Origin of the sequence: Lentzea sp., from assembly GCF_035525475.1 — a bacterium.
GTDB lineage: Bacteria > Actinomycetota > Actinomycetes > Mycobacteriales > Pseudonocardiaceae > Lentzea.
Genome location: NZ_DATLEC010000186.1, coordinates 1 through 21,980, shown reverse-complemented (window position 1 = coordinate 21,980; position 21,980 = coordinate 1). Strand labels below are relative to the sequence as shown.

The 21,980-nt window shown below is 69.3% G+C and carries 21 protein-coding genes; 12 read left to right on the top strand and 9 right to left on the bottom strand.

All coding sequences use genetic code 11. From position 1 onward, the window contains the following. The 6 genes from VM306_RS29440 to pgl all read left to right on the top strand — a co-directional run. Positions 1-1,560 (top strand): transketolase (locus VM306_RS29440; protein WP_325520956.1); only part of this gene is annotated, 1,560 nt, incomplete at its 5' end. Then, the gene (tal, locus tag VM306_RS29435; RefSeq protein WP_325520954.1) at positions 1,557-2,669 is read left to right on the top strand and encodes a transaldolase; all 1,113 of its coding nucleotides are present in this window, start codon (positions 1,557-1,559) and stop codon (positions 2,667-2,669) included. The genes VM306_RS29440 and tal, both read left to right, overlap by 4 nt. Positions 2,670-2,694: 25 nt before the next feature. After that, on the top strand, positions 2,695-4,281 hold the full coding sequence (locus VM306_RS29430) for a glucose-6-phosphate isomerase (protein ID WP_325520952.1): 1,587 nt from the start codon (positions 2,695-2,697) through the stop codon (positions 4,279-4,281). 50 nt (positions 4,282-4,331) lie between these two features. Further along, positions 4,332-5,819 (top strand): glucose-6-phosphate dehydrogenase, encoded by a 1,488-nt coding sequence (gene zwf / locus VM306_RS29425; RefSeq protein WP_325520960.1) that lies wholly within the window; start codon positions 4,332-4,334, stop codon positions 5,817-5,819. Further along, positions 5,816-6,841, top strand: a complete 1,026-nt coding sequence (gene opcA / locus VM306_RS29420; RefSeq protein WP_325520950.1) for a glucose-6-phosphate dehydrogenase assembly protein OpcA — start codon at positions 5,816-5,818, stop codon at positions 6,839-6,841. The genes zwf and opcA overlap by 4 nt, the downstream gene beginning before the upstream one ends. Next, a complete protein-coding gene (pgl, locus tag VM306_RS29415) occupies positions 6,838-7,617 on the top strand; it encodes a 6-phosphogluconolactonase (protein ID WP_325520948.1) in 780 nt (259 codons plus the stop codon). Before opcA ends, pgl begins: the two co-directional genes overlap by 4 nt. Here the strand turns inward: pgl and VM306_RS29410 are convergent. Then, complete coding sequence (locus VM306_RS29410; protein ID WP_325520946.1) at positions 7,598-8,524, bottom strand: M48 family metalloprotease; 927 nt, start codon at positions 8,522-8,524, stop codon at positions 7,598-7,600. The genes pgl and VM306_RS29410 overlap by 20 nt on opposite strands. Before the next feature lie 126 nt (positions 8,525-8,650). Between VM306_RS29410 and VM306_RS29405 the strand changes: the two genes are divergently transcribed. Continuing rightward, a complete protein-coding gene (locus VM306_RS29405) occupies positions 8,651-9,067 on the top strand; it encodes a GNAT family N-acetyltransferase (protein WP_325520944.1) in 417 nt (138 codons plus the stop codon). Here the strand turns inward: VM306_RS29405 and VM306_RS29400 are convergent. Next, a complete protein-coding gene (locus VM306_RS29400; RefSeq protein WP_325520942.1) occupies positions 9,051-10,100 on the bottom strand; it encodes a hypothetical protein in 1,050 nt (349 codons plus the stop codon). The genes VM306_RS29405 and VM306_RS29400 overlap by 17 nt on opposite strands. 117 nt (positions 10,101-10,217) lie before the next feature. Between VM306_RS29400 and VM306_RS29395 the strand changes: the two genes are divergently transcribed. Beyond that, positions 10,218-13,115, top strand: a complete 2,898-nt coding sequence (locus VM306_RS29395; protein ID WP_325520940.1) for a substrate-binding domain-containing protein — start codon at positions 10,218-10,220, stop codon at positions 13,113-13,115. On the opposite strand, the gene VM306_RS29390 is transcribed toward VM306_RS29395, so the two are convergent. Beyond that, positions 13,103-13,492: a response regulator gene (locus tag VM306_RS29390; RefSeq protein ID WP_325520938.1), complete on the bottom strand. Its 390-nt coding sequence runs from the start codon at positions 13,490-13,492 to the stop codon at positions 13,103-13,105. The two genes, VM306_RS29395 and VM306_RS29390, sit on opposite strands and share 13 nt — an antisense overlap. Positions 13,493-13,775: 283 nt before the next feature. Here VM306_RS29390 and VM306_RS29385 point away from each other — a divergent pair, with 283 nt between their 5' ends. The 3 genes from VM306_RS29385 (at position 13,776) to VM306_RS29375 (ending at position 16,413) form a co-directional block, all read left to right on the top strand. Next, a complete protein-coding gene (locus VM306_RS29385; protein WP_325520936.1) occupies positions 13,776-14,312 on the top strand; it encodes a DUF4360 domain-containing protein in 537 nt (178 codons plus the stop codon). Between the two features lie 69 nt (positions 14,313-14,381). Next, the gene (locus VM306_RS29380) at positions 14,382-15,011 is read left to right on the top strand and encodes a DUF4360 domain-containing protein (protein WP_325520934.1); all 630 of its coding nucleotides are present in this window, start codon (positions 14,382-14,384) and stop codon (positions 15,009-15,011) included. A gap of 145 nt (positions 15,012-15,156) precedes the next feature. Beyond that, positions 15,157-16,413: a sensor histidine kinase gene (locus VM306_RS29375; RefSeq protein WP_325520932.1), complete on the top strand. Its 1,257-nt coding sequence runs from the start codon at positions 15,157-15,159 to the stop codon at positions 16,411-16,413. Between the two features lie 4 nt (positions 16,414-16,417). Here VM306_RS29375 and VM306_RS29370 read toward each other — a convergent pair whose 3' ends face one another. Together VM306_RS29370 and VM306_RS29365 are read right to left on the bottom strand one after the other, a co-directional pair. After that, positions 16,418-18,016 carry a serine/threonine-protein kinase gene (locus VM306_RS29370; protein ID WP_325520930.1) on the bottom strand — a complete coding sequence of 533 codons (1,599 nt, stop codon included), beginning with the start codon at positions 18,014-18,016 and terminating at the stop codon, positions 16,418-16,420. Beyond that, positions 18,013-18,729: a hypothetical protein gene (locus tag VM306_RS29365; RefSeq protein WP_325520928.1), complete on the bottom strand. Its 717-nt coding sequence runs from the start codon at positions 18,727-18,729 to the stop codon at positions 18,013-18,015. The genes VM306_RS29370 and VM306_RS29365 overlap by 4 nt, the downstream gene beginning before the upstream one ends. Before the next feature lie 168 nt (positions 18,730-18,897). Here VM306_RS29365 and VM306_RS29360 point away from each other — a divergent pair, with 168 nt between their 5' ends. Beyond that, positions 18,898-19,692 carry a hypothetical protein gene (locus VM306_RS29360; protein ID WP_325520926.1) on the top strand — a complete coding sequence of 265 codons (795 nt, stop codon included), beginning with the start codon at positions 18,898-18,900 and terminating at the stop codon, positions 19,690-19,692. 159 nt (positions 19,693-19,851) lie between these two features. Here the strand turns inward: VM306_RS29360 and VM306_RS29355 are convergent, their stop codons facing one another. From VM306_RS29355 to VM306_RS29340, 4 genes are all read right to left on the bottom strand, one after another. Beyond that, entirely contained in the window at positions 19,852-20,196 is a 345-nt protein-coding gene (locus VM306_RS29355; protein ID WP_319979187.1) for an RNA polymerase-binding protein RbpA, read from the bottom strand. Positions 20,197-20,262: 66 nt separating this feature from the next. Next, positions 20,263-20,502 carry a preprotein translocase subunit SecG gene (secG, locus tag VM306_RS29350; RefSeq protein WP_325520958.1) on the bottom strand — a complete coding sequence of 80 codons (240 nt, stop codon included), beginning with the start codon at positions 20,500-20,502 and terminating at the stop codon, positions 20,263-20,265. Positions 20,503-20,594: 92 nt separating this feature from the next. Further along, positions 20,595-21,383, bottom strand: a complete 789-nt coding sequence (gene tpiA, locus VM306_RS29345; protein WP_325520922.1) for a triose-phosphate isomerase — start codon at positions 21,381-21,383, stop codon at positions 20,595-20,597. Continuing rightward, positions 21,383-21,980 (bottom strand): phosphoglycerate kinase (locus VM306_RS29340; protein WP_325520920.1); only part of this gene is annotated, 598 nt, incomplete at its 5' end. The genes VM306_RS29340 and tpiA, both read right to left, overlap by 1 nt.

Below are 21,980 nucleotides of genomic sequence, written 5' to 3'. Positions count from 1 at the left end.
GGTGACATCGAGGAGGGCGTCACCTCCGAGGCCTCGTCGCTCGCGGGCACGCAGCAGCTGGGCAACCTGGTCGTCTTCTACGACGACAACAAGATCTCCATCGAGGACGACACGACGATCGCGCTGTCCGAGGACACCGCGGCGCGCTACGAGGCCTACGGCTGGCACGTCCAGGTCGTGGAGTCCGGCGAGAACGTCAAGGGCATCCTCGAGGCCGTCGAGAAGGCCAAGGCCGTCACCGACAAGCCGTCGTTCATCCTGCTGCGCACGATCATCGGCTACCCGGCGCCGAACAAGCAGAACACCGGCGCCGCGCACGGTTCCGCGCTGGGCGTCGACGAGGTCAAGGCCACCAAGGAGATCCTCGGCTTCGACCCCGAGCAGAGCTTCGAGGTCGCCGACGAGGTGCTGGCGCACGCCCGCGAGGTCGTCAAGCGCGGCGAGCACGCCAAGGCCGAGTGGCAGAAGAGCTTCGACGCGTGGGCCTCGGCCAACGGGGAGAACAAGGCGCTGCTCGACCGCCTGGTCGCCCGCGAGCTGCCGCAGGGCTGGGACGCCGACCTGCCCGCCTACGAGGTGGGCGGCAAGGAGATCTCGACCCGCAAGGCCTCCGGTGAGGCCATCAACGGGCTGGCCAAGCACCTGCCCGAGCTGTGGGGCGGTTCCGCCGACCTCGCCGAGTCGAACCTGACCACGATCAAGGACGCCAAGTCCTTCGGCCCGGCGTCGATCTCCACGAGCATGTGGAACGCCGACCCGTACGGTCGCGTGCTGCACTTCGGTGTCCGCGAGAACGCGATGGGCATGATCCTCAACGGCATCGCGCTGCACGGCCCGACCCGCCCGTTCGGCGGCACGTTCCTCGTGTTCTCCGACTACATGCGCCCCGCGGTGCGCCTGGCGGCGATCATGCAGGCCGCCGTCACCTACGTGTGGACGCACGACTCCATCGGCCTGGGCGAGGACGGCCCGACGCACCAGCCGATCGAGCACCTCGCGGCCCTGCGCGCGATCCCGGACTTCGCGGTCGTCCGCCCCGGCGACGCCAACGAGACCGCGTACGCGTGGAAGGCCACCATCGAGCAGCTCGGCCCGGTCGGGTTCGCGCTGAGCCGGCAGAACCTCCCGATCCTGGAAGGCACCTCCGCCGAGGGCGTCAAGCGCGGTGGCTACGTGCTCTTCGGTGACGAGAACCCCGAGATCGTGATCATCGGCACAGGCTCTGAGCTGCAGGTCGCCGCCGAGGCGGGGAAGGTCCTGCAGGGCCAGGGCGTTGCAGTGCGCGTGGTCTCCATGCCGTCCGTCGAGTGGTTCGAGAAGCAGGACGCCGAGTACCGCGAGTCGGTTCTCCCCTCGTCGGTTAAGGCGCGCGTCGCGGTGGAAGCCGGTATCGCACAGCCGTGGTACCGCTACGTCGGCGACAACGGCGAGATCGTGTCGATCGAGCACTTCGGTGCCTCGGCCGACTACCAGGTTCTGTTCAAGGAGTTCGGTCTCACGACGGAGGACGTCGTCGCCGCCGCAGGCCGTTCCCTTGACCGAGTAAGGGGTACCAAGTGAGCAAGCCGCATCTCGAAGCACTGTCCGGAGCGGGCGTCTCGATCTGGCTCGACGACCTGTCCCGGGAACGGCTCACCAGCGGCAACCTGGACGAGCTGATCCGCGACTGGAACGTCGTCGGCGTGACGACGAACCCCACGATCTTCGCGGTCGCGCTGTCGAAGGGCGAGTCCTACGACGAGCAGGTGCGTGAGCTGTCGTCGCGCGGCGCCGACGTCGAGGCGACCATCCGCGAGGTCACCACGACCGACGTGCGCAACGCCTGCGACAAGTTCCGCGACATCTACAACTCGACCAGCGGTGTGGACGGCCGCGTCTCCATCGAGGTCGACCCGCGCCTGGCGTTCGACACGGACAAGACCGTCGCCGAGGCGCAGGACCTGTGGAAGACCGTGGACCGGCCGAACCTGCTGGTGAAGATCCCGGCCACCGAGGCGGGCATCCCCGCGATCACGAAGGTGATCGCCGAGGGCATCTCCGTGAACGTGACGCTGATCTTCTCGGTCGAGCGGTACGAGCTGGTCATGGAGGCCTACATCGCGGGCCTCGAGCAGGCCAAGGCGAACGGCCACGACCTGCGCACGATCCACTCCGTCGCCTCCTTCTTCGTCTCCCGCGTGGACACCGAGATCGACAAGCGCCTGGACGAGATCGGCACGGACGAGGCCAAGGCGCTGCGCGGCAAGGCCGCCCTCGCCAACGCGTGGATCGCCTACGGAGCGTTCGAGAAGACGTTCCAGGGCGAGCGCTGGGAGGCCCTCAAGGCGGACGGTGCGAACGCGCAGCGCCCCCTGTGGGCGTCGACCGGTGTGAAGGACCCGAGCTACTCCCCCACCCTCTACGTCGACCAGCTCGTCGTGAACGACGTCGTGAACACGATGCCGGAGAAGACGCTGCAGGCCGTCGCCGACGGGGGCAAGATCACCGGTGACACGGTCACCGGACGCGCCGCTGAGGGCCAGGAGGTCTTCGACAAGCTCGCCGCCGCGGGAATCGACCTCCGGGACGTGTTCATCGCCCTGGAGACCGAAGGCGTCGAGAAGTTCGAGAAGTCCTGGGAAGAGTTGCTCGAGACGGTGAAGAACCAACTGGCTCAACTGAAGGGCTGATTACCAAGTGACCTCCGTCGAAATCGTGAGGTCACCGAACGCCGACCAGGTCAGCACGATCGCTGCTGGCCTGGTCGCGGATTCGGTGCCGAGCAAGCTGACCGCGCAGGACCCGACCCTGTGGGGGCCGGAAGCCGAGTCCGAGGCGAGCATCCGCCTCTCGTGGACGACGTTGCACGAGACGTCCCGTCCGCTGCTCCCGGAGCTCAGGGCTCTGCGCGAGGAACTGCACGCCGAGGGCGTCGACCGCGTCGTGCTCGCCGGGATGGGCGGCTCGTCGCTCGCCCCCGAGGTGATCACGCGGACGCAGAACGTGCCGCTGGTCGTGCTGGACACCACCGATCCCGCCCAGGTCGCCGACGCTCTCGCCGGTGACCTCGAGCGCACGGTGATCGTGGTGTCGTCCAAGTCCGGTGGGACCGTCGAGACCGACAGCCACCGGCGCATCTTCGAGAAGGCTTTCGCCGACGCGGGCATCGACGCCGCGTCGCGCATCGTGGTGGTCACCGACCCCGGTTCGCCGTTGCAGTCCGCGTCCGAGGAGGCGGGCTACCGCAAGGTGTTCGTGGCCGACCCGCACGTCGGCGGCCGGTACTCGGCGCTGACGGCGTTCGGCCTGGTGCCGTCCTACCTCGCGGGCGCCGACGTCGAGTCGCTGCTCGACGACGCGGCCGAGGTCGCGAAGGTCGTGTCCCTGGACTCCGTCGACAACCCCGCGGTCCAGCTGGCCGCGATCTTCGGCGCCGCGCACGCGCACGGCGCCGAGAAGGTCGTGTTCGCCGACACCGGGTCCGGCATCGTCGGCTTCGGCGACTGGGCAGAGCAGCTCATCGCCGAGTCCACGGGCAAGAACGGCACCGGCCTGCTGCCGGTCGTCGTCGAGGGCCCCGGCGCTCCCGGCTTCGTGGACGCGCGCACGGACGCCACCACCGTCGCGATCGGACCGGCCACCGGGTCGGCCCACGTCGCGGTCGAGGGCAAGCTGGGCGCGCAGTTCCTGCTGTGGGAGTACGCGACCGCGCTCGTCGGCAAGGTGCTCGGGATCAACCCGTTCGACCAGCCCGACGTCGAGGCCGCGAAGAAGGCCTCCCGCGCCCTGCTCGACGCGCCCGCCGCGTCGGCGACCACGCCGTCCTTCGTGGACGGACCGGTCGAGGGCCACGGCACCGACTGGGCGCCGCGCGAGGTGAACACCGTCGCCGAGGCGCTCGCGGCACTGGTCGAAGTGGCGCCCGAGCACGGCTACATCTCGGTTCAGGCGTACTTGGACAGGATCGACGACGCGTCGTTCGCGCTGCTCCGTGCGGAGATCGCGAAGCGGACGCACCTGCAGACCACGTTCGGCTGGGGTCCCCGCTTCCTGCACTCGACCGGCCAGTACCACAAGGGCGGTCACCAGAACGGCGTGTTCATCCAGATCACCGGCGAGTCCGGCGACGACCTGGAGGTGCCCGGCCGTCCCTACACGCTGGCGCAGCTGCAGCTCGCGCAGGCGCTCGGCGACGGTCAGGTGCTCGTCGAACACGGCCGTCCGGTGCTCAGGTTGCACCTCTCCGACCGCATCGCCGGTCTGGCCCAGCTCGTCGAGGCAGTCCAGGAGGACGGCTCGTGACCACATCCGCCAAGTGGCGCAACCCGCTGCGGGACGCGCGCGACAAGCGCATGCCCCGCATCGCGGGGCCGAGCGCGCTGGTCATCTTCGGTGTCACCGGTGACCTGTCGCGCAAGAAGCTCATGCCCGCGATCTACGACCTCGCGAACCGGGGTCTGCTGCCGCCGGGCTTCGGTCTCGTCGGCTTCGCCCGCCGCGACTGGGCCGACCAGGACTTCATGAAGGTCGTGCACGACGCGGTCAAGGAGCACGCGCGGACGCCGTTCAACGAGGCGGTCTGGCAGCAGCTCGCCGAGGGCATCCGGTTCGTGCAGGGCACGTTCGACGACGACGAGTCATTCGACAACCTGGCCTCCTGCCTCTCCGCTCTGGACACCGAGCGCGGCACGGGCGGCAACCACGCGTTCTACCTGTCGATCCCGCCGGGCGCGTTCCCGACGGTGATCAACCAGCTCAAGCGCGCGGGTCTCGCCCAGACGGCTCCCGACCAGTGGCGCCGCGTCGTCATCGAGAAGCCGTTCGGCCACGACCTGGCCTCGGCCAAGGAGCTCAACCGCACGGTCAACGAGGTCTTCCCCGAGGAGTCGGTGTTCCGCATCGACCACTACCTCGGCAAGGAGACCGTGCAGAACATCCTGGCGCTGCGGTTCGCGAACCAGCTGTACGAACCCATCTGGAACTCGAACTACGTCGACCACGTGCAGATCACGATGGCCGAGGACATCGGTCTCGGTGGCCGTGCCGGCTACTACGACGGCATCGGCGCGACGCGCGACGTCATCCAGAACCACCTGCTGCAGCTGCTCGCGCTGATCGCGATGGAGGAGCCGGTCTCGTTCAAGCCGGCCGACCTCCGCGCGGAGAAGGTGAAGATCCTCTCGGCGACGCGTCCCGCGGAGCCGTTCGAGGAGACCACCTCGCGCGGGCAGTACACCGGTGGCTGGCAGGGCGGCCAGAAGGTGCCCGGCCTGCTCGAGGAGGGCGGTTTCTCGCCCGAGTCGAAGACCGAGACGTTCGGCGCGATCACCTGCGAGGTCAACACCCGCCGCTGGGCAGGGGTGCCGTTCTACCTGCGCACCGGCAAGCGCCTCGGCCGCCGCGTCACCGAGGTGGCCGTCGTGTTCAAGCGGGCGCCGCACCTGCCGTTCGACGACACCGCGACCGAGGAGCTGGGCCAGAACGCCCTGGTCGTGCGCGTGCAGCCGGACGAGGGCGTGACGATCCGGTTCGGGTCGAAGGTGCCGGGCAACACGATGGAGGTCCGCGACGTCACGATGGACTTCGGCTACGGCCACTCGTTCACCGAGTCGTCGCCGGAGGCCTACGAGCGGCTGCTGCTGGACGTGCTGCTCGGTGAGCCGTCGTTGTTCCCGAAGAACGACGAGGTCGAGCTCTCCTGGGAGATCCTCGACCCGGTGCTGGAGTTCTGGGCGCGCAAGGACGAACCCGCTCTCGAGAAGTACAAGGCCGGAACCTGGGGCCCGCCGTCGGCGGAGACGATGACCGCCAGGACCGGAAGGCAGTGGAGGCGTCCGTGATCATCGACCTGCCCTCGACCACCACCTCCCAGATCAACTCGCGGCTGGTCCGCCTGCGTGACGAAGGTGGTGCCACGACGCTCGGGCGCGTGCTGACCCTGGTCATCGTGACCGAGGACGGCCAGCGCACCGACGCCGCGATCGACGCGGCCAACGAGGCCTCGCGCGAGCACCCGTGTCGTGTGATCGTCGTGGCCCGCGGCGCTCGCCAGGCCGCCCCGCGTCTCGACGCGCAGATCCGCGTCGGTGGCGACGCGGGCGCGTCCGAGGTCGTGGTCCTGCGCCTGTACGGGGAACTGGCCAAGGAAGGCGCCTCGTGCGTCATGCCGCTGCTGCTGCCGGACACCCCGGTCGTGGCGTGGTGGCCGTTCGACGCGCCGATCTCCCCGTCGAAGGACCCGATCGGCCAGCTCGCGCAGCGCCGCATCACCGACGCCGCCGCCGAGAAGAACCCGATCAAGGCGCTGGAGTCCCGCAGGGCGCACTACGCGCCGGGCGACACGGACCTGGCGTGGACGCGTCTGACGTTGTGGCGCGCCATGCTCGCCGCGTCGCTGGACCTGCCGCCGTACGAGAAGATCACCGAGGTAGAGGTGACCGGTGAGGCCGACTCGCCGTCCACCGACCTGCTGGCCGCGTGGCTGACGGACCGCCTGAAGGTGCCCGCCAGGCGCTTCAAGGCCACCTCGGGCGAAGGCATCGTCCAGGTGCGGCTGGCCCGCGCCGGTGGCGACGTCGACCTGCACCGCCCGGACGGCAAGGTGGGCACGCTGGTCCAGCCCGGCCAGCCGTCCCGCCGCGTCGCGCTGCAGCGCCGTTCGGTGCGCGACTGCCTCGCGGAGGAGCTGCGCCGTCTCGACCCCGACGAGGTCTACGCGGCGGCGCTGAAGTCGCTGGCGAAGGTCTCGAAGGGCCGGGTGCCGACGCCGAAGCCCGAGGAGGCTCCCGCGGAGGCGGCGGCCGATCCGGCCAACGGCAAGACCCCGGCTCCGCGCAAGCCGAAGGCGAAGGCCAGCTCGTGAGCAACCCGCAGGTGGTGGTGCACCGCGACGGCGACCTCCTGGCCGCCGCCGCGGCGGCCCGCCTGGTCACCCGCATGGTCGACGCGCAGGCCGCCCGCGGCTCCGCGTCGGTCGTGCTGACCGGCGGCCGCACCGGCACCGCCGTGCTCGAACACCTGAACCGCAACGGCGCCCGTGACGCCGTGGACTGGTCCCGCGTCGACCTGTACTGGGGCGACGAGCGCTTCCTGCCGTCAGGGCACCCGGAGCGCAACGAGACCCAGGCCCGCGCCGCGCTGCTGGACCACGTGCCGCTGGACCCCTCACGTGTGCACGTGATGGAACCGTCCGACGGCAAGTTCGGCGACGACCCGGAAGCCGCGGCGTCGGCCTACGCCGACCTGCTCGCTTCCCTGGCGAGGCCGGAGGACCACGGCGACGTGCCGACGTTCGACGTGTGCATGCTGGGCGTCGGGGAGGAAGGCCACGTGGCCTCGGTGTTCCCCGACTCCCCCGCGGTGCACGAGAAGGAGCGGACCGTCGTCGCGGTGCGCAACTGCCCGAAGCCGCCGCCCACGCGCGTGTCGCTGACGTTGTCGTCGGTGCGCCGCGCGCAGGAGGTCTGGCTGATGACCACCGGTTCCGCCAAGGCCGCCGCGGTGGCGATGGCCCTGGACGGCGCGGGCGAGGTGCAGCTGCCGGCCGCGGGCGCGACCGGGCGCCGGCGGACGTTGTGGTTGCTGGACACGGCAGCCGCGTCGGCGGTGCCGGCGTTGTTCAAGCCTCCGTTGGCTTGAGGCTCTGACGGCCCCCGAGCTTCGGCTCGGGGGCCGTTCTCGTCTCGTACAGCTTGCTGATCCGCTGCGTGCACGACGGGTGCGAGGCGAGCATCCGCGCTCGGAGACCCGCCCTGGCGCGCAGGACGTCGTGCCCCTCGTTCCTCCACCGCTGCAACACTTCCAGCAGCAACGGCCCGTACCCGAGCTCGGCCGCGACCCGGTCCGCGCGCAACTCCGCACGCCTGCTCGTCAACGCCAGCAACGGCGCGATCACCGGAAGCAGCAACACCCACGGGCTGACCGCGACCGCCACGACGGCCAGCGCCGCCACCAGGACGAGGGACGTCACCATGGCCGGCCTGGTCTTGAGCGCGGCGCCGGCCTCGAGCACGCCCCACCCGAGCGCGAAGGCCAGCAGCACCGCGAGCCGCGCCGGCAGCTCGTACCACCACCGCAGCAACGACGCCCTGGTGTGCCCTGCGAGGTGGTGCCCGACCTCGTGCGCCAGCACCGCTTCGAGCTGCCTCGGGGGCAACGAGAGCGCCGCCGTCGACACCCCGACGACCCGCCCGCCGACGGCCATGGCGTTGATCTCACGGGAGTTCTGGATCCACAACCGGTACCGCCGCGGGTCCACGCTCGCCGTGTCGCACACGGACTCCAGCAACGGCACCAGCACCTGGCTCTCCGACGGTGTGGGCCTGCGCAGCCGGTGCACCAGCCAGGCCAGCGCCCCGTCCGTGACCGGCAGGAACGCGATCACCCCGGAAACCAGCCACAGCACCGGGAACAGCCACGGCGACTGGGGTGTGACGGGCTTGCCCAGCAAGGTCACGACCAGCAGGCTGCTCAGCACCGTCGGCACGGCGAGCAGCAACTCGGACACGGCGGACAGGTCGAAGCGTCGGCGTCGGGTTGCGCGCATCGTCACCACCTCGCGATGGTTCCGAGCGTCGCAGCCCGCTCCCGTTCGTGTCCAGCCGATTCGCTCGTCCCGCCCAATGTGGTTTGCTGCCAACCGAAACTTGGAGGGTCACTGCGCATCCGAGACGTGCTGGTGGACGACGCGCCGGCGATCCAGCAGATCAACCGCGAGGCACTGGGCTACGAGTTCCCGTTGGAGGACACGCGGACCCAGTTGGAGCGGATCGTCAAGGCTCCCAACGTAGTGCTGTTCGTGGCCGTCGACGCCGAGGAGGTGCTCGGGTACGTCCAGCTGGCCGACTACGAGAACACCTACCACCGGCCGTTGAAGAACCTGATCACCCTGGCCACCTCGTCGCGGCACCAGCGCCGCGGTGTGGGAAAGCGCTTGCTTCTCGCCGGGGAGGAGTGGGCACGGACCGACGGGGCGTGCGGCGTGCGGCCGGTGACCGGGACCGACCGGGTGGAGGCGCGGCGGTTCTACGCGGCCAACGGGTACGAGGTGCGCAAGGAGCAGACCAACCTCATCAAGTGGTGGTCCTGACCAGTTCCTCCATCACCGCCACCGGCAACGACGGGTTCGACGCCGCCGGCCCCGCCGTGAACTCGCTCCCCAGCAGCTCCACGATCTTCTCCACCGGCAGGTTCGGGTGCCCGGCGGCGAAGTGCCGGGCCTGCGCGTCCTCCAGGCACAGCACCAACGTCTCGCCCCGCGCCGCGGGATGCCGGGCGATCGCCCGGCAGGTCTCCGGCGTCCCGGCCTGCAAAGCCATGCGGTGCAACGACTCCGGCGGGCACGAGGGGTCGAGCACGACCTGCGGTGGCGTCCGCGGCGCGCGCGTTCCGGCCAACGACCGCGCCACCTCCGCGGGCACGGCGGTGTTGGCCGCGAGTTCGCGCAGGATCCCGGGCTCGATCTCCGAGGCCAGTTGCTCGTAGACCTCCGGAGGCAGATCCGGGCGGGAGGCCAGGAAGAACCGGGCGGCGTGATGACGGACCAGCCCGGCGGCGACGGCGGCGGGAGTCGCCGGGTTGCGGGCGAGTGACCGGGCCAGCGCGTCCTCAGCACTCAACCGAGTCAGCACCGCGGCGGGCGTGTGCGGGCTGGAGGCCACCGCCTCCCGCACCTCGAAGGACGGATGGCGGCTCAGCGAGTCGGCCAGCGAAGGCGGAAGAGCGTGGTGCAGAGCCACTTCCGCGGCCACCGAAGGATCGCCGGCCAGGAACTCCAGCACGTCCGGAGGCAGCGACCAGGCCACCGCCGGAAGCCGAAGCCGGGCAGTGGGGTGCATGGCGAGTGAACGGACCAACGCCGGGTCGCAGTCCGGATGCGTGGTCACGGCCAACAGCACGTCGGGGTTCGACGAGTGCACGTCCGACGGTGAAACACGGCCCTGCGACAACAACTCGGCCACGACGGAAGCGTCGTCCAGCGCCAGGAGAGCGCGCACGTGGTCGGCGCGGAGGTCCGGTCGTGTCGACAAGGTCCAGCCCAGCGACGGGACGGTGACCAGGCGGTCCAGCAGATGGGCCGGCAGGGCGGGGTTCGAGGCCAGGCCCTCCAGTACTGCGTTCACCGATCCCCCTGCTGACACGGCGGGCATTCCTCCCGGCAACGCGTATCATCCCGAAACGCGTTGAGTAGCGGGGGTTTTGTGGCGAACGGCAGTGCGAAGCGGCGGCCCACCATCGGGATGATCACCGCTGGCCCGCTCATCGAGCTCGCGGGTGAGCAGTGGCGCGGTGTGAGCGATGGCGCGCGGCACTTCGGGTGTGACCTCGTGTGCTTCGTGGGCAGCGAGATGAACCACCCCGATCCGCACAAGCGACGGGCGAACACGGTCTTCGACCTCATCTCGACGAACCGGATCGATGCGCTCGTCGTGTGGTCCACGCGCGTGGGCCAACTCGTCGGCGACGACCTGCCGGAGTACATGTCGCGGTACGCGCCCATGCCCATGGTGAGTGTCGAGACGACTCTTGGACAGTGGCCAACCATCGTCATGGACAACCGCCACGGCATGGAACAGGCTGTGGACCACCTTATCGAGGTGCACGGCAAACGGCGGATCGCGTTCGTCCGAGGGCCGTTATCGCACGCCGGAGCGCATGAGCGGTTCCGGGGGTACATGGACTCGTTGCGCAAGCACGGCCTTGCGATCGACCCCGAGCTCGTGACGACGCACGGCTCGTTCGTCTGGGATCCGGGTACGGCGGCGGAGGCCGTGCGCAAGATGATCGCGACCGTCGAGGAGCCGCCGGACGCCATCGCCGCCGCGAACGACGACTACGCGATCGGCGTCGTGTCCGCGTTGGAGGAGCTGGGTTTCCGCACGCCGGAGGACGTCGCGGTCGTCGGGTACGACAACCACACCAACGTCCGCACGCACGACCTCGGTTACGTGACCGGCAGCCCGGTGTCGTGGGTGCTGCGCGACGTGAACATCGACGCGGCGACACCCGCGTTCACCACGGTCAGGGCGCCCTTCCACGAGATGGGTTTCCGGGCGGCGGGGCTGGCGCTGGCGCTGGTGAGGGGCGAGCCGGTGCCTGCGCTGCAGACGATGGCGACCGAGCTGATCGTGCGGCGCTCGTGCGGGTGCCTGCCGTCGGGACTGGGCGACCACGCCCCCGCGCACGGCCGGCTGACCCTGTCCGAGTCCGCGACCGCGGCGACCGTGGCCGACCACCTGCGCGAGTCGCTCGGGCAGGCGTCCGGCGCGCTGCCGGACGGGTGGGCCGAGCAGCTGATCGTCGAGCTGATGGCGGCGGGACGCGGCGAGGTCGAGGGCGCGGACTTCCTCAAGCTGCTGGCCGAGTACATCCGCGCGAGTGCGCGCGCCGGGTGCGAGGCGGCGCGCTGGTGGCCGCCGCTGTTCGACCTCCATCGGTTCGTGACGACGCGTATCAGTGACGCGGCGATAATCAACGACCTGTGGCTGCGCGTGCAGCTCCTCGTCGGCGATGCGTTCGCCACGGACGCACGCTTCACCTATCTCTCGCACGAGCGCCATGACCAGACGGTGCGCCAAGCAGGGCAGCGGCTCATCGCGTCACGGGACGTCGACGAACTGACGAAGGCCCTCACGCACGAACTCCCCCGTCTCGGCATCCCCGGCTGCCACGTCATGGCATACGACACGCCAGGTATGGCGCGCGCGCTCGTCCGTTACGAGAACGGCGAGCTGAAGACCGTGCCGGACACCGTGTTCCCGGCGATCAACCTCACGCCCTACTCGTTCCGGCGCGACGAGCCGTTCAGCGCGCTGGTCGCCCCGCTCTACACCGACGAGGACCACCTCGGGTACGTCCTCCTCGAGGAGGGCCCGGAGCTCGGCTGGATGTACGAGGCCGTGCAGCAGCAGCTCAGCAGCGCGCTGCGCAGCATCCGCCTGATGCAGGAGCTGAAGGACGCCCGCGCCCGCCTCGAGGAACGCGTAGGCGAGACCGAGGCCCAGCTGCGGCACGCGCAGAAGATGGAGGCCATCGGCAGGCTGACCGGTGGCATCGCGCACGACTTCAACAACATCCTCACGGTCGTCAACGGCAACAGCGAGATGCTGCTGCGGCGCACGCTCCCCGACGACCCGCGCCGCACGGCGATCGAGGACATCCGGCACGCGGGCGAACGGGCCGCGAACCTCACGCGGCAGCTGCTCGCGTTCACCCGCCAGCAGGTCCTGCACCCGGAGTCGCTCGACCTCAGGGACAACCTGACGAAGGTCCACTCGATGCTGCGCACGCTCGTCGGCGACCACATCGAGCTGGAGGTGGACCTGCCCGAGACCGTCGCACGGGTGTGGGCGGACGCGGGCCAGGTCGAGCAGATCCTGTTCAACCTCGCGGTCAACTCGCGCGACGCCATGCCCGACGGCGGCGTGCTCCGCGTCTCGATCGAGAACGCCGCGATCGGTGCCGGCGACACCGGCCGGATCGTCGGCGTGCGGCCCGGCGACTACGTGCTGCTGCGCGTCCAGGACACGGGCGCGGGCATGGCGGCGGACGTGCAGGCGCAGGTCTTCGAGCCGTTCTTCACCACCAAACCGGTCGGCAAGGGCACGGGTCTCGGCCTGTCGACGGTGTTCGGCATCGTGCAGCAGTCGGGCGGGCAGATCGACCTGACCAGCGCGCCGGGCAGGGGCACGACCGTCGAGGTCTACCTGCCGGTGCCCGTCGAACGCGACGGCACACCGGAGGCCCCGCACGCGCGCCGCCCGATCCCGCACCTCGGCGCCGGGACGGTGCTGCTCGTCGAGGACGACGCCCAGGTGCGGACCATGACCCGGCGTTCGCTGGAGACGGCGGGCTACGCGGTGATCGAGGCGGGCGACGGCCAGGAGGCGCTGCAGCTGGCCACGGCGCACCGCAGCACGATCGACCTCGTGCTCACCGACGTCGTGATGCCGAAGATGGGCGGCCCCGAACTGGTCAGGCTGCTGCGCTCGACCGGCGCCGCGCCCGCCGTGATCTACATGTCCGGCTACACGACCGACGAGGTGCTCGACGACGAGGTGCTGATCACCAAGCCGTACGCCGAGTCGGACCTGCTCGAACGCGTCCGGCAGGTGCTGAGCGCGGGTCAGGAGGCCTGAGCGCGGCGGGCCGCGGCGGCCCGCACCGCCTCGTCCAGGTTCTCGATGCGGAACGGCTTCTGCAGGTAGCCCGCGATCTCGTGCCCCGCGAACCGGCGTTCGAGCGACGTCCGGTCGTAGCCGCTGGTCAGCACCACCGGCACCGCCAAGCCCTCGCGCTCCAGCTGGGCCAGCACCTCTTCGCCGGACAGGCCGGGCATGCTGTGGTCGAGCAGCATCGCGCTGATCTCCGCGCTGCGTTCCCGCAGGATCCCGATCGCCTCGACGCCGTCGCTGGCCTGCAGGACTGCGAACCCGAGCTCCTCGAGCAGGCTCACGGTGTACCTCCGCACGGGGTCCTCGTCCTCGACCACGAGCACCAGCCCAGCTTGCGACATGCGGGCAAGTATGCCGGAAACTATTCGTTCCCTCAGCACCAGGTGCCCTGATGATTTCGGCAATTCTCCACCAGCTGCTCCATCAGGATGACATCGTCCATTTGGACCACACCATTGGTGGAGGGTCTGCGCTAACCTTCGCGGCACCGCTGCCGCTCCTCGTGAGAAAGAGGCACCAGGAAAGGCCAACTTCATGCGCAAAGCGACGGCAGCAGCCGCTCTGGCCGTGCTGTTCACATTGTCGTCCACACCCGCGCACGCCGAGACGATTCCTTCGGAACGCGTGACGGTCGACGTGGTGACGGTGAACGGTTCCGGGTGCAAGCAGGGCACCGCCGAGGTGGTCGTCTCCTCGGACAACACCTCGTTCTGGGTGATCTACAGCGACTACCTCGCCCAGGCGGGCAAAGGCGCCCCTGCAGCGGACATCCGGAAGAACTGCCAGCTCAACCTGCAGCTCGACATCCCGCAGGGCTTCACCTACGGCATCGCGGAGGCGACCTACGCCGGTTATGGGCACCTCCAGCGCGGCGCCTCCGGGTACCAGGCGGTGAATTACTACTTCCAGGGTCAATCGGAGACCAACACGTGGAAGCACAACTTCGCCGGGCCGTTCGACGACAACTGGTCGATCACTCATCGAACGGAGTTCGCGGACATCGTCTACGCACCTTGCGGAGAGAAGAAGAATCTCAACCTCAACAGCTCCCTGCGCGTTGACAAGGGAACTTCGGATGCGAACACGAACAGTTTCCTGACGATGGACTACACGCGCGGGGAAGTGCGCACCCTCTATCACTTCTCCTGGAAGCGCTGCTGATTTTCCGAGGCCGCCGCCACCTGATTCCACCGCCGCCCCACCCTGCGAGACGCGTCGGAAAGGTGCACCATGCTCAACGCGGTTGCCGCTGCCCTGCTCACCTCGATCATCATCATCCCGCCCGGCGCGCCCAGCGAGACGCCGCCGCCCGACCACATCACCATCGACATCGTCACGGTCAACGGTTCCGGCTGCCCGGCGGGCACGGCGGCCGTCGCGGTGTCCGAGGACAACAAGGCCTTCACGGTCACCTACAGCGACTACCTGGCCCAGGTCGGCGTCGGCGCGCGTCCGACCGACCTGCGGAAGAACTGCCAGCTCAACCTGCGGGTGAACGTGCCGCAGGGCTTCACCTACGGCATCGCTCAAGCCGACTACAGAGGGTTCGCGCACCTGGAGCGCGGGGCCTATGCCATCCAGAAGGCCAACTACTACTTCCAGGGCATGTCGCAGAACGACAGCGCACAGCACCGCTACAACGGTCCGCACAGCGACGACTGGCAGGCCACCGACACGACCGAGATCGCCGCGATCGTCTACAGCCCCTGCGGCGAGAAGCGGAACTTCAACATCAACACCGAGCTCCGCGTCTACCCCGGCACGTCCAACACGGCCACGACGACCAGCTTCGTCTCGATGGACTCGACCGACGGCGCCATCGACACGACGTACCAGTTCAGCTGGAAGCTCTGCCCCTGATCAGCGCCCCCAGCAGTGCCGTGACTACCGCACGCGTCCGCACGGACGTGTGCGGTAGCACATATGTGAGAGGAGCGGCGTACCGATTCGCGTGCGAGGGCGTCTTACCCCCATGACGGGGCAGGTCGGGGTAAGGGGTCAGCCAATGCCAACCGCTGCATATGCGCAGTACGGTGAGGGTCGGAAGGCGCACAGGGGAGGTCGGATCCTGACCACGACGCTGCTCCCGGCCAGACGGTCGGACGGAACCTCGGCCGGCTCGCGCTGGCCTCTGAGTGGCGACTACCGCCAGGTCCTGGCCGACCTGGCACTGATCCTCCTCGCGGTGCTCGACGTCTGGCTGTTCGGGCTGTGGATGGAAGCCGACCCGATCACGGACCTCCCGCCCGTCGAGAGCTACCAGGTGTGGCTCAACTGGGTCGCGGTCGGCGCGCTGGCGCTGCGCCGCCGGTTCCCGTTCGCCACGCTCGTGCTGACCATCCCCGGCTTCTTCGTGGGCTGGTCGCAGCTCGCCGCGATGATCGCCCTGTACTCGGTGGCCCGCCGCTACGTCGGCGGCTGGCAGACCGGCCTCGCCGCGGCACTGGTGTGGCTGTGCCGGTTCGTGGCCTGGCCTCCGCAGGAACTCATCGAACGGCCGGCGTCCGGCCACTTCCACTCGGCGATCTACGGCTTCCTCGTGGCGGGCCTGCCCATCGCGATCGGCCTGCTCGTCCACGCCCGGCAGGAGCTGTCGGACCGCATCGTCGAGCTGGCGGAGTCGCGCGAGAGAGAACAGGTGCTCCACGCGCACGCCATCCGTGCCGACGAACGGGCAAAGCTCGCCCGCGAGATGCACGACGTCGTGTCGCACCAGGTCAGCCTCATCGCCATGCAGGCCGGTGCGCTGCGCATGGCCGTGGCGGACGCCGAGCACAAGCAGGTCGCGGGCACCATCCGCATGTTGTCGACGCGCACGCTGGACGAGCTGCGTCAGCTCGTGTCGGTCCTGCGCACCACCGACGACATCCAGCCGGGCGTCGACGAGCTGCCCGAACTGGCCGCCGACGCGGGCTTCGAGGTGAAGATCCAGCTCAAGGGGCCGGTCGAGGACCTCACGGCACCGGTGTCGGGCGCGGTGTACCGGACGGTCCAGGAAGCCCTGACCAACATCCGCAAGCACGCCGTGGGGGCGAGCGCGACCGTCCTCATCGACGCCCAGTACGACGACAACGTGCAGGTCGAGGTGCGCAACACCGCGCCGTCCAGCCCGTCGTCGGCGCTGCCCAGCGGCGGGCACGGCCTCGTCGGCCTGCGCGAGCGCGCCACGTTGCTCGGTGGCGAGTTCTCGGCGGGACCGACCGAGGACGGCGGTTTCCTGGTGACGGCGTCGTTCCCGAAGGAGCGCGTGGTCGGCGCCTGACGCGTCAGGCGCGCCGGGAGGCCAGCGACGCGCTCAGCGCCGCGGCGGCACCGAGCACACCGCACGTGAGCGCGACCGGCATCGTCGGCTCGCGCGTCAGCAGCACGGACACCAGCAGCCACACGGCCAGGCCGAGCCCCAGCCCCAGCGGCACCGACGCGATCACCGCGGCCACGCCGGTCTGCCTGCGCCGCAGCGCCCGCAGGTTCGACTCCAGGTACGCCAGCGCGAAGAGCAGCAGCAACGCCGAGCCGGTGCCCATGAGGCTCAGCCACGGCGTCTGGTTCGAGACGAGCAGGAACTCCCGCCCGTCCACCGAGGCCGTCACCGCGCCACCGACGATCCACCGCGCGGCGCCCGGCAGCTCGAACCCGTCGGTGCCGCGCTGGACGTTCGCCAGTTCGATCCCGGCGAGGCTCACCACGAGCTGGTTGCCCTGCTCCCGCACCGGATCGGCCAGGTTCTGGATGACCTCGGTCACCCCCCGGCCGGAGGTCAGGAACGGCACGACGACCATCGCGACCGATGCCACCGCCGCCACCAGCCACAGCAGCCACGGCGACGACGGTGGCTTGATCACCTGCGCGGCGGGCACCAGCGTGCTGCTGCCGCTCAGGCGCGCGGCCGGCACCGGGTCGGCCAGCGTGGCGCGGATCGGCTGCTGGGTCAGCGACACCGTGTCCCGCTCGACCGGCCGCAACGACCGGCGCGTGGACGACGACGAGACCTGCGGCGCGAGGTGCACGGGCATGCCCAGGCGCACCAGCCAGTCCGGTCCGAACAGGTGGCCCGCCGCGCCCGCGAGGTCGATCGCGAACGTCTCGGCGTTGCGGTAGCGCGCCAGCGGGTCCCGCGCGATGCTGCGCATCACCACGCCCGCCAGCGGTTCCGGCACGGTCGTCAACGGCCGCGGGTCCTGGTAGACGCGCTTCTGGATCATCGCGAGCGGACCGCCGCCGCGTTCGAACGGCAGGTCGCCGGACAGCAGTTCGTAGAGCACCGTGCCGGTCGCGTAGACGTCGGCCGCGGGCGACAACGCGTTGCCCATCGCCTGCTCCGGCGCGATGTACGCGGGCGTGCCGAGCACGGCGCCGCCGTGCGTCACGAGCGTCGCGCCCTCCGAGACGACCTGGGAGATGCCGAAGTCGGCCACCTTCACCACGCCGGTGGAGGTGAAGAGCAGGTTCTTGGGCTTCACGTCGAGGTGCAGCACGCCCGCCTCGTGCGCCGCGTGCAGCCCCGACAACGCCGCCAGCACGATCCCGCACGACTGCTGCGCGGTGAGCCCGTCCCCCGCGAACCGCGACCAGACGGTGCCCCCGTCGAGGCGTTCCATCACCAGCAGGTGCTCACCTTGCTGCCGAACGTAGTCGTAGACCGGCACGATGTGCGGGTGGTCGAGCCGGGCCAGCAACCGCGCCTCGTGCTCGAAGCGCTCGCTCATCCGCGGATCTTCAGCCACCGCGTGCGGCAGCCGCTTGATGGCCACCGGCCGACCGAGCTGCCGGTGCACACCGCCGTAGACGACCCCCATGCCACCTTCGCCGATCTGCTCGCCGACGGCGTACTGCGGCAGGGCGGCGACCACACTGGACTGGTTCACCGCGGGATCCTCACGGTATCCACATCGGACAGTGACCGTCTCTCACCCGGATGGGGCGTCACGTAGCCGAGCAGCAACGCCGCCGCGGCCGCCCCGACGATGAACGGGATCTCAGCCGTGGGCGAGGGCGCCACCAGCCGCAGCACCGACAACGAGATCACCGCGACGAGCCCCGTCCCGATCCCGGCCGGCAGGAACCGCATCGCCCGCTGCCACCGGTTGGCGGGAAGACGACGACGAGCCAGCGCGAGCAACGCACCGGCCCACGACAACGCCGTCAGCACGAGCACACCCAACCCGAACGCGCCGTACACGGACCACAACGAGCCCTTGATGTCCCCGGTCGTCTCGACGGACGCGATGGTCTCGCGCTGCACGTCGACGACCTCGATCGTGACCGGCAGGAGCCCGATGGCCTGCGACCCGAGATCAGACGGATCCAGCGGGAACGACCGAGTCTCAGCCGACCGCGGCGGAACGTCGAACGGAACCGTTGTGTCGTAGGAGAAGAAGGTCAACGCCAGCGCACTGCCACTGATTCGCACGGTCTTGACGCGCTGAACGGTGTCGGTGCCGTTGCGCACCGTGATGGAAACCTTGGCGGTGTCGGTCGGGTCGAGCACCAGGTTGCCTACTCCAACCGGTCTACCGTCCACATCGGCCTCGAGCAGCACAGGCCCGCCCTGTGCGGCGGCTGTTGACGGCAGCAGCATAATTCCGCACCACAGCAGTAAACCTGCACCGGTCAAGCGACGTCTCACTAGCGCACCTTAGGTTCGATCCGGGGAGTTGGAATGCGGTCTTCAGGCTTACTCGTGGCTTTGGCGGCCGGTGTTACGGTGCTCAGCGCCACACCGGCAGCGGCCCAGCAGCCCCCGACGGTGACCGCGACCCCGGCCAGCGGCCCGGCCGGCTCCAGCACCACTTTCACCTGGTCGGCGTTCTACAGGTGCAAGGGAACCGTGCGCATCGGCTGGGCAGGAAGCGTACTGGCCACAGCCCCCTGGTCGGCTAACGGTTCGGTCACCGCGACAATCCCGGCAGGAACCAAAGAAGGCTCGTACACCTTCACAGCGACCGACGAGTGCAACCACATCGCCCGCAACACGTTCCGGGTGACGCCCCGCCCCCCGGCGACAACAACCCAGCCACCCGCCACCAACCCCCCGGCGACGAACCCGCCGGCAACCACCCCGCCGGCAACGACGCGCCCGCCGGCGGTAACGACAACCACTCCCCCAGCAACCACCACGACGACGACAAGCCCCCCGTCGTCCTCCCAGCCCTCCTCGTCATCCACCGACGCGCTGACCAACCCGGGCAGTGAGGGCGTCCTGGTACTGGACAAGGACAACATCCAACCGGGCGAAGACCTGACGGCGATGGGCACGGGCTGCCCGCAGGGCGCGAACGTCACACTGCAGTCACTGGGCCAGGACGTGGGCCGAACGACAGCAGACGACAACGGCAACTTCCGCTCACCGGTGAAGTTCGCGAACATCGAGCCAGGCCGGCACAAGGTGCGCGCGGACTGCGGCATAACCCTGGTGGGCAACATCGACGTGACGCTGTCGAGCTCATCAGGCGGCTCGACAAGCACACTGGTGGTGCTGCTGTTCTTCCTGCTGGTAGGAGCGGCAATGCTCCGCAGACAATTCGCAGGTCTAAAGCGATAGACACACGCACCGCCGCACGAGCAAGCGCCCCGGTGGTGGGGTCCCGTCACGAGTTGCACCGCAACGGAACAGAGATGATGTGGTGGCGGGATCCAACGACAACACGCGAAGGGCCCCCTCTCCGCAGTAGAGGGGGCCCTTCGCGCATTCCCAAAACCCTTACGGCACTTCGCGCTGCCGACGCAGCTTGGCGAGCGCCTCTTCGAGGATCGCCTCCCCGTCGGCATCAGACCGACGCTCCTTCACATAAGCAAGGTGCGTCTTGTACGGCTCGTTGCGCGGAGGCGCGGGTGGCGTCTGCTCATCACGGCCTGCCGGCAGGCCGCAACGCGGGCAGTCCCAGTTCTCCGGAACATCCGCTTCGACAGCGAAGGAAGGCCGGGACTCGTGACCGTTCGCGCACCAGTACGACACCCGACGGCGGGGCGCGGACTCGCCGCGCTCCGACTCACCCATCGGGCCTGCGCCGACGCGGGTACCGCGAATCGCGTTACCACCAGACATCGACCGTTACACCCCCACCAAGTGGTTACCCCAAGCCCCGGAGGGCTTCTGCCGCTGAACGGTTGATCAGGCTCCGGGGAGCTTGATCAGCAGCCCGATGCCCACGATGGCGATGATCCAGACCGCGCCGACGAAGAGCGTCAGGCGGTCGAGGTTCTTCTCGACAACGGAGGAACCGGACAGACTCGACTGCATGCCGCCGCCGAACAGCGAAGAAAGGCCGCCACCACGGCCGCGGTGCAACAGCACCAACAGCACCAGCAGCACGCTGGAGACGATCAACAGGATCTGCAGGAACAGGATCATTTCTTCCTCGCTGTCAGGCAGCCGACGCCATAGAGTACCTGTTCGACTGCCGAACGTGTGCACCAGTTGGGGTTAGGGCAAGTTAGATCGACTTAGGGTAGAGGTCCACCCGCGGCAAGCGCACACAGCTTGGTGAATTCGTCCGCCTGAAGGCTGGCACCGCCGACCAACGCGCCGTCGATGTCCTTCTGCTGGATCAGTTCGCCGATGTTCGACGACTTCACCGAACCGCCGTACAGCACCCGCACGACCGCCGCGGTCTCCTCGCCGTACTTCTCCGCCACGAACGAGCGGACCAGCGAGCACACCTCCTGCGCGTCGGCGGAGGACGCCGTGCGTCCGGTGCCGATGGCCCAGACCGGCTCGTAGGCGAACACGATCTTGGCGACCTGCTCCGCCGTGAAGCCCTTGAGGCCCTTCTCCAGCTGCTCGCGAACGAGCTCCAGGTGGCCGCCGGCCGTGCGGGTCTCGAGCTTCTCGCCGAAGCAGAAGATCGGCGTGACGTCGACCTTCAGCGCCGCCTTGAGCTTCGCGTTGACCAGCGCGTCCGTCTCGCCGTGGTACTCGCGGCGCTCGGAGTGCCCGACGACCACGTAGTGGCAGCCGAGCTTCGCGAGCATCGGGCCGGAGACCTCACCGGTGTAGGCACCGGAGTCGTGCTGCGAGATGTCCTGCGCGCCGTACTTGAGCAGCAGCTTGTCGCCGTCGACCAGCGTCTGGATGCTGCGGATGTCGACGAACGGCGGGAGAACGGCCACCTCGACCTTGGCGAAGTACTTCTCCGGCAGGGAGAAGGCGATCTTCTGCACCAGGCCGATCGCTTCGAGGTGGTTGAGGTTCATCTTCCAGTTGCCCGCGATGAGCGGGAGCCGGGCTGCCATCAGGACTCCAAAACGCTGATACCGGGGAGTTCCTTGCCCTCGAGGAACTCGAGGGAGGCGCCGCCACCGGTGGAGATGTGCGAGAAACCGTCCTCGGGCAGACCCAGCGCGCGCACGGCGGCGGCCGAGTCGCCACCACCGACGACGGTGAACGCGTCCGACTTCACGAGCGCCTCGGCGACGGCACGGGTGCCACCGGCGTAGGTCTCGATCTCGAACACCCCCATCGGGCCGTTCCAGAACACGGTCTTGGCGTCCTCGAGCTTCGACGCGAACAGCTCACGCGACTTCGGGCCGATGTCGAGGCCCATCTTGTCGGCGGGGATCGAGTCGGTGCCGACGACGTCGTGCTCGACGTTGCCGAACTCGGCCGTGACCAGCACGTCGACCGGCAGCACGAGCTCGACGCCGCGCTTCTCGGCCTCGGCGAGGAAGCCGCGGACCTGGTCCAGCTGGTCCTCCTGCAGCAGCGACGTGCCGACCTCGTGGCCCTGGGCCTTGAGGAACGTGTACGCCATACCGCCGCCGACGAGCAGCTTGTCGACCTTGCTGAGCAGGTTCGCGATGACGCCGAGCTTGTCGGACACCTTCGCGCCG